This is a genomic window from Kitasatospora sp. NPDC059327 (assembly GCF_042752535.1).
In the GTDB taxonomy this organism is placed as follows: domain Bacteria; phylum Actinomycetota; class Actinomycetes; order Streptomycetales; family Streptomycetaceae; genus Kitasatospora.
Window position 1 is genome coordinate 44,539 of the sequence record NZ_JBHYYB010000031.1, and the last position, 9,537, is coordinate 54,075.

The 9,537-nt window shown below is 71.4% G+C and carries 9 protein-coding genes; 5 read left to right on the plus strand and 4 right to left on the minus strand.

Going from position 1 to position 9,537, the window contains the following annotated elements; genetic code table 11:
• Positions 1-116: 116 nt before the first annotated feature.
• Entirely contained in the window at positions 117-371 is a 255-nt protein-coding gene (locus tag ACFXHB_RS20440; RefSeq protein WP_380575994.1) for a LapA family protein, read from the plus strand.
• A 109-nt stretch (positions 372-480) separates the two neighbouring features.
• On the opposite strand, the gene ACFXHB_RS20445 is transcribed toward ACFXHB_RS20440, so the two are convergent.
• Positions 481-882 carry an SHOCT domain-containing protein gene (locus ACFXHB_RS20445; protein ID WP_380575995.1) on the minus strand — a complete coding sequence of 134 codons (402 nt, stop codon included), beginning with the start codon at positions 880-882 and terminating at the stop codon, positions 481-483.
• 370 nt (positions 883-1,252) lie between these two features.
• Here ACFXHB_RS20445 and adhP point away from each other — a divergent pair, with 370 nt between their 5' ends.
• The 3 genes from adhP (at position 1,253) to ACFXHB_RS20460 (ending at position 4,190) form a co-directional block, all read left to right on the plus strand.
• The gene (gene adhP / locus ACFXHB_RS20450; protein WP_380575996.1) at positions 1,253-2,266 is read left to right on the plus strand and encodes an alcohol dehydrogenase AdhP; all 1,014 of its coding nucleotides are present in this window, start codon (positions 1,253-1,255) and stop codon (positions 2,264-2,266) included.
• 317 nt (positions 2,267-2,583) lie between these two features.
• Positions 2,584-3,225: an alpha-ketoglutarate-dependent dioxygenase AlkB gene (locus tag ACFXHB_RS20455; protein ID WP_380575997.1), complete on the plus strand. Its 642-nt coding sequence runs from the start codon at positions 2,584-2,586 to the stop codon at positions 3,223-3,225.
• A gap of 89 nt (positions 3,226-3,314) precedes the next feature.
• The gene (locus ACFXHB_RS20460) at positions 3,315-4,190 is read left to right on the plus strand and encodes a VOC family protein (protein WP_380575998.1); all 876 of its coding nucleotides are present in this window, start codon (positions 3,315-3,317) and stop codon (positions 4,188-4,190) included.
• Positions 4,191-4,448: 258 nt separating this feature from the next.
• Here the strand turns inward: ACFXHB_RS20460 and ACFXHB_RS20465 are convergent, their stop codons facing one another.
• Genes ACFXHB_RS20465 through ACFXHB_RS20475 form a run of 3 tightly spaced genes read right to left on the minus strand, consistent with a single transcriptional unit; the run spans position 4,449 to position 7,633 of the window.
• On the minus strand, positions 4,449-5,297 hold the full coding sequence (locus tag ACFXHB_RS20465) for a carbohydrate ABC transporter permease (RefSeq protein ID WP_380575999.1): 849 nt from the start codon (positions 5,295-5,297) through the stop codon (positions 4,449-4,451).
• The gene (locus ACFXHB_RS20470; RefSeq protein ID WP_380576000.1) at positions 5,294-6,274 is read right to left on the minus strand and encodes a carbohydrate ABC transporter permease; all 981 of its coding nucleotides are present in this window, start codon (positions 6,272-6,274) and stop codon (positions 5,294-5,296) included. The genes ACFXHB_RS20465 and ACFXHB_RS20470 overlap by 4 nt, the downstream gene beginning before the upstream one ends.
• A gap of 45 nt (positions 6,275-6,319) precedes the next feature.
• Positions 6,320-7,633: an extracellular solute-binding protein gene (locus ACFXHB_RS20475; RefSeq protein WP_380576001.1), complete on the minus strand. Its 1,314-nt coding sequence runs from the start codon at positions 7,631-7,633 to the stop codon at positions 6,320-6,322.
• 321 nt (positions 7,634-7,954) lie between these two features.
• Between ACFXHB_RS20475 and ACFXHB_RS20480 the strand changes: the two genes are divergently transcribed.
• Positions 7,955-9,007, plus strand: a complete 1,053-nt coding sequence (locus ACFXHB_RS20480; RefSeq protein WP_380576002.1) for an IclR family transcriptional regulator — start codon at positions 7,955-7,957, stop codon at positions 9,005-9,007.
• The last annotated feature ends 530 nt before the right edge of the window (positions 9,008-9,537 follow it).

Below are 9,537 nucleotides of genomic sequence, written 5' to 3' on the forward strand. Positions count from 1 at the left end.
ACCGGCGGGCTCGACCGGCTGGACCGGCCCGCCTGGACGGGCGGCCCGGGGACGGATCCGGGGAGCCGGGTTGCTCCGAACGGGCCCCGATCACCGGTCCGCACCATACTGGGGACATGGCGCAGAACACTCCTCCGCCGCACCGTCCGCCGACCGTCACGGTCAAGGGACGTGATGTGCGGCTGCGTACGATCGGGGTCGCCGTCCTCGCGGTGCTCGCCGTCTGGTTCATCGCAGCCAACACCGGATCGGTCTCCATCACCCTGTGGGTCACCTCCGTCACCCTGCCCCTGTGGGTGGTTCTCACCGTGACGCTGCTGACCGGGATGGTCATCGGGTACTTCGTCGCCCGCCGGCGGGCCAGGGTCTGACCCCGGGGCCCGGGCGGGGCGTCCCGACACCCCGCCCTGCCCCCGTGCTCCGGCGTGCGGCGTCGGCGGGCCGTAGGGGACCCCACGGCCCGCCGACGCCGCACGGGTGTCAGGCGAGCAGCTTCTCCTTCGCCTTGGTGAACTCCTCCTCGGAGATCGCCCCGCTGTTCTTGAGGTCCGCGAGCTTGGCCAGCTCGTCGACGTGGCCACCCGCTCCGCCGCCCTCGGTACCGGCCGCCTCCTTGACGTACGCCTTGAACGCGGCATCGGCCTGCTTCGCCTGCGCCAGGTCACGCTCGCCCATCGATCTGCCGCGCACGATCAAGTACACGAACACGCCGAGGAAGGGCAGCAGGATCACGAAGATCAGCCAGCCGGCCTTGCCCCAGCCACCCATGTCGTGGCTGCGGAAGATGTCCGAGATGATCTTGAAGAGCAGGAAGAACCAGAGGATGAAGAGGAAGAGCTCCAGCATCGTCCAGAACAGGTTGAGCAGCGGATAGTCGTCCACGGTGTCCTCCTCCCGCCGGCCGACCGACCGTCGGCGGCCACGCGGTGAACCGCGCCGCCCGGAGATGGACGGCGGCCAAACGAGTCATATCACCGCAATTCGGCCACCGCATGCCGGAAATCGAACACCGCCGTCGGCCGTCGACCGCTCCCGCCGCCGGCCGACACACCCCGGCCGGGTCCGCCGCCCAAACCCCTCCGGGCCGGATCCGGGCGAGAAACACCCGTTCGAACCAGCCCCGGCTGCGCGGGTCACCCCGGCGGGTGAAGCTGCTGGCGGGCTGCGCCCTGCGCGCCGCCGCCACACCGGGAACACCGCCCCACCGCCAGAACAGCGACACGCCCAAGCAGCAGGCAACCGAAGGAGCGCCATGAAGGCCGCCGTCGTGCACGACTTCACCCAGCCGCTGGTGATCGAGGACCGCCCCCTGCCCGTACCCGCGCCGCACCAGGTGCTGGTCCGGATCGAGGCCTCCGGCCTCTGCCACACCGACATCCACGCCGCGCACGGCGACTGGCCCGTCAAGCCCGCGCCGCCCTTCGTCCCCGGCCACGAAGGGGTCGGCGTCGTCGAGGCGGCCGGAGACCAGGTCCAGCACGTCGAGGTCGGCGAGCGCGTCGCCATCGCCTGGCTCGCCGACGCCTGCGGCCGCTGCGACCACTGCGTCTCGGGCTGGGAGACGCTCTGCCTCCAGCAGCACAACAGCGGCTACTCGGTGGACGGCGCCTACGCCGAATACGCGCTCGCGCACGGGGACTACGTCATCCCCGTGCCGGACGGGATCGACCCGCTGGACGCCGCGCCGCTGTCCTGCGCGGGAGTCACCACCTACAAGGCCCTGAAGGTGTCGGGCGCGGCCCCCGGGACGCGGGTGCTGGTCTCCGGCATCGGCGGGCTGGGTCACCTGGCCCTGCAGTACGCGCGGATCTTCGGCGCCGAGACGATCGCCGTCGACGTCACCGACGACAAGCTCGCCCTGGCCCGCGAACTGGGCGCCGACCACGTCCTGGACGCCCGGACCCAGGACGTCGCCGCCGAGGTGCAGCGGCTCGGCGGTGCCCACGCCGCCGTCGCCCTGGCGGTCAGCAATGCCTCCTTCCAGGCCGCGTACGGATCGCTGCGGCGCGGCGGCACGCTCGTGTTGGTCGCCCTGCCGGCCAAGGGAAAGCTCGAACTCCCGGTGTTCGACACGGTATTGAACGGCACCAAGGTGATCGGGTCGATCGTCGGCACCCGACAGGACCTCGCCGAGGTCTTCCGGCTGCACGCGCTCGGCCGCACCCGTGTCATCCGCGAGACACGCCGACTGGAGGAGGTCAACGCCTGCTTCGACGAGGCACTCGCCGGCAAGGTCTCGGCCCGTCTGGTCTTCGACCTGCGCTGACCCCGCACGCGCCGCCGGTGGGCCCGGTCGGCCCACCGGCGGCGCGGTCTTCGGCGCGGTGTTCGGCGCGGTGTTCGGCCAGGTCTGCGGCACGGTCTGCGGCGCGGTGCTCTTCGCCTTGAGCGGATTGTCGTTCCGTCGCCGCGCACCCCGCAGGCGGCCGGCGCCGAGGTCCATCGTCCGATCGAGGTCGTGGCAGGTGCACGGTCCGGCGCAGCCTCCTCGACATCGCGACCGGACGTGGCCCACGGCGTCCCCCGGCCCGCCCCGGGGGCATTCATTCGAGCATGTGTTCGATATCGGCGTAGGCTGGATCCATGCAGAGCACCGTTCACCTCCAACCCTCGTTGTTCGACCACACCGACGGGGGCGGGGCCGCACTGGGGCCGCTCAGCCGGATGCGGCGGGAGGTGCTGGGGGCCGGGGCCTGGGTCGACGTGCTGCCGGGGTGGGTGCGGGGGGCCGCCGAGCTGTTCGAACAGCTGGCCGCCCAGGTGCCGTGGCGGGCGGAGCGGCGGGAGATGTACGAGCGGACGGTGGAGGTCCCGCGCCTGCTCGCGTCCTACGGCGAGCGGGACGCGCCGCCGCACCCGCTGCTGGGCGAGGCCCGGGCGGCACTGAGCGCGCACTACGCGACGGAACTCGGCGAACCGTTCCGGACGCTGGGGCTCTGCTACTACCGGGACGGGCGGGACAGCGTCGCCTGGCACGGCGACCGGATCGGGCGCGGGGAGCGCGAGGACACCATGGTCGCGATCCTCTCGGTCGGCGAGCCCCGGGCGCTGCTACTGCGGCCGCGCGGAGGCGGCGGTCCGGTCGTACGACACCCGGTGGGGCACGGCGACCTGCTGGTGATGGGCGGGTCGTGCCAGCGGACCTGGGAGCACGCGATCGCGAAGACCGCCCGGCCGGTGGGACCGCGGATCAGCGTCCAGTTCCGGCCGCGCGGGGTGGCCTGAGCGGTGGGCCCGCGCCGAGCGCCCCGGTTGCCGGGCGCGCGGGGGTCGCGGAGGCTGGCCGAGGGGTCCGCCAGGGCTTGGAGGACGGCATGCCGAAGGCCGGCAGGTACCACCAGGGCGTCCCGTGCTGGGTCGAGCTGGCCGCGCCGGACGTCGAACGGGCCCGGCGGTTCTACGGCGGGCTGTTCGGCTGGGAGTACGTCGCCACCGGGCCGGCGGGCGCGGAGCACCTGGTCGCGACCGTGCGCGGGGTACAGGTGGCGGGGATCAGGCCGCGCCGGGAGGTCGACGGGCAGGGACCACCGGCCTGGACGACCTACCTCGCGGTGGACGACGCCGACCGGGTGGCCGGACTGGTCCAGGAGGCGGGCGGGCTGGTGGTCTTCGAACCCTTCGAGGTGCCCGACCAGGGCCGCGGGGTGCTCGCGGTGGACCCGCTCGGCGCGGTGTTCGGGCTCTGGCAGGGGTCGCTCAACCCCGGCGCCGGCCTGGTGAACGAACCCGGCGCCGTCGCCTGGAACGACCAGCTCTCCCCGGATCCGGACACCGCCCGGGACTTCTACCGGCAGGTCTTCGGCTACGGGTACGACGCCGCCGCGGCCGACCACACGGTGTTCCGGGTGAACGGGATGCCGGTCGGCGGGATCGGCGGAGACCCGGGCATCGACCCGGACGGACCGCCGGCGTTCTGGGCGGTGTACTTCGGGGCGGCGGACACCGATCGGACGGTGGAACGGGCCGTCCGGCTCGGCGGGAGCGTGCTGGACGGGCCCGAGCCGACACCGTTCGGGCGGGTCGCGGTGGTGCGCGACGACGCCGGGGCGGTGTTCGCCCTGATCTCCGTCCCACCGGGCGAGCCGGCCGCACCGGACGGTCCGGACCGAACAGACGGAGCAGATGACCCGGACGGCACGGCTGACCCGGGCGGCACGGCTGACCCGGGCGGCACGGCGACGACGATCTGAGCGGCCGGACTGCCCGCACCGGTTCGACCCCAGCCCGGCTCAGCGACTCGGCGACTCAACGGCCCAGCAGGTCAACGGCTCAACGGCTCAACGGCTCAACGGCTCAACCGATCACGGCGAACGCCGATGCCGAGACGGTGGGCCAGGGCCCACCGTCTCGGCGCTCCGGGCGAGTTGGCCCGTCGGCACGGCCCCGGTTCACGGACCCCACCTCCATGACCGGGACACTGCGCCCGCCTCGTCCCCTTCCTCGCGGACTCAGTCCTTCACGGCGCCCGCCAGTCCGGAGACCAGCTTGCGCTGCACCGCGATGAAGAAGATCAGTACCGGTACGGTCATCAGCGTGGACGCCGCCATGATGCCGCCCCAGTCGTTCTCGTCCGGCTTGAAGAAGACCAGCAGCGCCGAGGGGAGGGTCTGGTTGTCGGTGGCGCTGATGATGAAGGTCTTGGCGAAGACGAAGTCGTTCCAGGCCGCGATGAAGGAGAACACGCTGGTCGCGGCCAGGCCGGGGGCCACCAGCGGCAGCAGGATCCGCCACAGGATGCGGGTCCGGCCGGCCCCGTCGATCTGGGCGGCCTCCTCGATGGAGACCGGCACGGCGGCGACGAAGCCGCGCATCATCCAGATGCCGAACGGCAGCGAGAACGCCAACTGCACCAGGATGAGCGAGGCCAGGGTGTTGAGGCCGATGCCCGGCGCGAGCCGGCCGGCGTCGCGGAACATGAAGAACAGCGGGATGGTCAGCGCCTCGACCGGGATCATCTGGGCGATCAGGAACATCACCATGATGGTGGTCCGGAACCGGAAGCGGAACCGGGTCACCGCCACCGCCGCCAGGAAGACCACCAGCGCCGACAGCACCACCACCGACAGGGCGATGACCAGGCTGTTCAGGAAGTAGCGGCCGAACCCGTCGACACTCAGCACCTGCCGGAAGCTCTCCAGCGTGGGGTGGGTGGTCCACGGCTTGGGGTCCAGCGACTGCACCTCGCCCTTGGGCTTGAAGGCCGACAGCACCATCCAGAAGATCGGGAAGGCAGTGACGACGGCCACCAGGATCGCGGTGGTGTTGGCGGCGAGCCGCCAACGGCTACGGGCGTTCACAGTTCATTCCCCGTCCGTCGCAGGGTGCGGATGTAGAGGACCGTCGGGATCACCAGGATCAGCAGCATGATCACGCCGATGGCCGCGCCGAGTCCGTACTGGGAGGAGGCGAACGCCTTCTGGTACGCGTACACGTTGAGCACGAGGTTCTGCCCGGCGATGCCGCCGCCCTCGGTCATCACGTAGATCTGGGTGAAGACCTTGAAGTCCCAGATGACCGACTGGATCACCACGATGGTCAGGATCGGCCGGAGCATCGGGGCGGTGATCCGGCGGAAGGTGGTCCAGGTGTTGGCGCCGTCCAGCGCGGCGGCCTCCATGATCTCCTCGGGAATCGCCCGGATGCCCGCGTAGAGCGTCACCATGACGAACGGGAAGGAGTGCCAGACCACCACGGCACCGACGATGAGGAACGCCGTCCACTTGTCGTAGAACCAGTTGTACTCGTGGAAGCCGCTCAGTCCCAGGTTGACCAGGGTCTTGTTGACCAGGCCCAGGTTGGTGTCGAACAGGAAGCTCCACACCGTCGACCCGGTCATCGCCGGCGCCGCCCAGGCCGCCATCGCGGCGGTGGTCAGCACCAGCCGGGCCACCCGGCCGACCCTGGTCAACAGCACCGCGAGGGTGGCGCCGACCACGAGGGTGGCGACCACGCAGAAGGCGGCGAAGCCGATCGTCTGCGTGAGCACCGACCAGAACTGGCCGTCGCTCAGGATCTTCTCGTAGTTGCCGAAGCCGACGAAGCTGGTCGGCACTCCCCCGGAGGCCTGGGCCTGCCCGAAGTCCAGCACCGACAGCAGTCCGAGCTGGTAGATCGGGTAGGCCACCAGCGGGATCATGATGATCGCGGCCGGCAGGAGCAGCAGCAGCGGTGGGCGGCGGCGGCGGCCGCGCGGGGGCGCGGCCGGGCCGGTGCCCCGGCGACGCCCGCTCGGGGAAGTCGGCGCCGCCGGGGCAGTCGTGGTGGGTGCGGACACGTACGGGACCTGCTCTCTCGGGGCCTGCTCTCTCGGGTGCTGCGATCAGTGCCCGGCCGCGAAGGCCGAGGTGATCTGCGTGGCGGCGTCGCCGGAGGCCTTGGCCACGTCCGCCTTTCCGGTGACGATCTGCTGGAGCATGGTCGGGATGACGGCCTGCGCGTCGATCTGCGCCCACGCCTGGTCCAGCGGAACGAACTTGGTGCCCGCCGCGATGGTGTCGGTGAACGGCTTCAGGAAGGCGTCCTTCGCCGCGACCTTGGCGTTGACCGACTTGAGGGTCGGCAGGTTGCCCATCGCGTCGTACATCTGCTCCTGGTACGTGGGGCCCGCCAGCAGTTCGGCGAACTCGACCGCGAGGGTGCGGTGCTTGGCCGCCTTCATCACGCCCAGGTTGTTGCCGCCGCCGAAGGCCGGAGCGATCGACCCGGCCTTCTCGCCGGGCAGCGGGACGACGCCGTACTTGCCGTTGACCGCGCCCGCGTCGACCTTGCTGCGGCTGGAGTTGGGCAGGATCGCCATCGCGGACTTGCCGGCCGCGAAGAGGTCGACCGTCTTGCCGCCGGTGAGGTCGGCGCACTGCTGGGCCGGGCAGCCGTCGGCTCCGAAGAGGTCCGTGTAACGCTTGATGCCGGCCTGCGCGGCGGGCGAGTTGATCGCGGCCTTGAACGCGGAGCCGTCCTTGGTGGCGATGTCGCCGCCGGCGTCCCAGACGAAGGGCAGCGCACCGAAGGTGTACTTGCCGCCGACCGCGATGCCGAAGGTGTCCGGGTGCGCGGCGTGGATCTTCTGGTTGGCGGCGACCAGCTCGGCGTACGACGTCGGCGCGCTCAGCCCGGCCTCGGTGAACAGGTCCGTGCGGTAGTACAGCGCACGGACGCCGACCCACCAGGGCAGGCCGTAGGTCTTGCCGTCCAGGACGGCGGTCTTGGCGATCGCCGGGTCGAGGTCGCCCTTGTCCTTCCACTTGTCGAGGTCGGCACCGATCTCGGCGAGGCCGCCGGCGGCGACGTAGCCGGGGAGGTCGGTGTTGCCGAACTCGACCAGGTCCGGGGCGCTGTTCGGGTCGTTGAACGCGCCCTTCATCTTGGCGGCGCGGGCCGAGGCGTCGGTGTCGATGTAGCTGATGTTGACGGTGACGCCCTGGTGGGAGGCCTGGAACTCGGTGACGGCCTTACCGATCACCGCCTCCTTCGCCGCGTTGCCGGCCTCGTTGTACAGCCAGACCTGCAGCGTGCCCGTCTTGTCGTCGGCGGCCTTGTCGCCGGCCGGCAGTGCGGTGCCGGGCGAACAGGCGGCGGCCGCGAGACAGGTGGCGGCGAGGACGGTGGCCGCGGCGGTCCGTCTGATGAGTCGCATGGGTGGAGACCTCCCCTCCCGACAGTTGCCGCCCGGACGTGCGCCGCTGGGGACGGGCACGTCGAAGCAGGCCCTGACCGGGGCCGATGGTGGGTGCGTGAACGCGTTGATGTGGGGGTACGGCAGAGCGACCGGTCGGGTGGGCCGCGTCGCCTGCTCGATGCCAGGGACGTTAGGCGGGGGCGCTCGCGGGCAACAAGAGGCCGTTCGGGAAGTTTTGCACTGCACAACGCTGTATCGAAGAATCGATGAACCTGGTGCGAGGGGGTACGGTCTGACCACCGCCACAGCCCTGCGGCGGAGCGAGAGGGGAACGGACCGATGACGGAGACGGGGACCGGGTCGAAGGCCTGGTCGGAGACCGGATCGGAGCCCCGGTCATCGGCCGGCCCGGTCGCACCGGAGACCCGGCCGGCCGGTCCGGAGGCGGGGCGGACCGGAGCGGAAGCGGAGCTCGCCGACTCCGGGAGCGACGACGGGGCGGCGCCGAAGGACGACGGAGTACCCGCGAAGGACGAGTCGACGTCGGCGAGGACCGCGCCGGCCACGACGGCCACGACGGCCACGGCAGCCACGGCCGCGAAGAAGGCGGGCGGCTCCGACCGCAACCAGTCGTCCTCGCTGCGCCGCGCGCTGGCCGTCCTCGGCCACGTCCGCGACCACGGCAACGGGCGCGGCGTACCGCTCGCCCAGCTCTCCGAGGCGCTCGGCCTCAACAAGAGCACCGTGCTGCGGCTGACCGGCCCGCTGCTCGACGAGCACCTGCTCGACCGCGACCGGGAGACCGGCTGGTTCCGCCTCGGCCACGGCTCACTGCGCCTCGGCCAGGCCTACCTGTCGACCCTGGACCTGCGCAGCGTCGCCGCCGAGCACCTGCGGCGCCTCCAGCGCGAGGCCGGCGAGACCGTCCACCTGACCGTCTGGCAGGCCCCCGGCATCGTCTACCTCGACAAGGTCGAGGACGAGACCAACGTCCGGATGGCCTCCCGGGTCGGCAGCCGGGCACCCGCGTACTGCACCGCGACCGGAAAGGCGATCCTGGCCTGGCTGCCGGACGAGGCCGTCACCGAGGTGGTCGCCGCCGGGCTGCGGCCGGTCACCGCCTGGACCATCTCCGACGAGACGCACCTGCGGGCCGACCTCGCCCGGATCCGCGCCCGCGGCTACTCGATCGACGACCGGGAGAACGAGCCGGAGGTCCGCTGTGTCGCCGCCCCGATCTTCGACCACACCGGCGAGGTGACCGCCGCCCTCTCGGTCTCCGGCCTCACCTCCCGGATGACCGCAGCCCGCGTCCGCTCGCTCGGCCCGGTGGTCGCCCAGGTCGGTCTCCGGATCTCCCGCGAGCTCGGTTCCGACCGTCAGACCGGCTGAGGCGGATTCGGCGGGCGATTCGGATCTGCGCGCTTCGGCCGGGGCGATTCGGGCCGGGGCGATTCGGGCCGGGGCGATTCGGGCCGGGAATTCGGTGACGAACCGCTTCCGGTGATCCGGCTCCGCCGTACCCGGAGAACGAATGAGGTCCGGCACCTGAGAAGGCACCGGACCTCATTCACTTTGGAGCGCCAGGCCCGGGTCGAACGGACTCTCCCTACTGAAAGTAGGACGTGCTCCGGTAGCACCACTGACGCCTGACGAGGAATCATCTCCCTCGCGACAGGAGAAACAGTAGCAGGTCAGGAGCCATATGCCGAACCGGTCCGCTCCGGCGGCCGGCGACGGGAAGCGAAGAGGTTCGACGCCGGAGAAGCACGGAAAAGCAGAAGAGGTCCGGCACCTGAGAAGGCACCGGACCTCATTCACTTCGGAGCGCCAGGCCCGGGTCGAACGGACTCTCCCTACTGAAAGTAGGACGTGCTCCGGTAGCACCACTGACGCCTGACGAGAGATCATCTCCCTCGCGA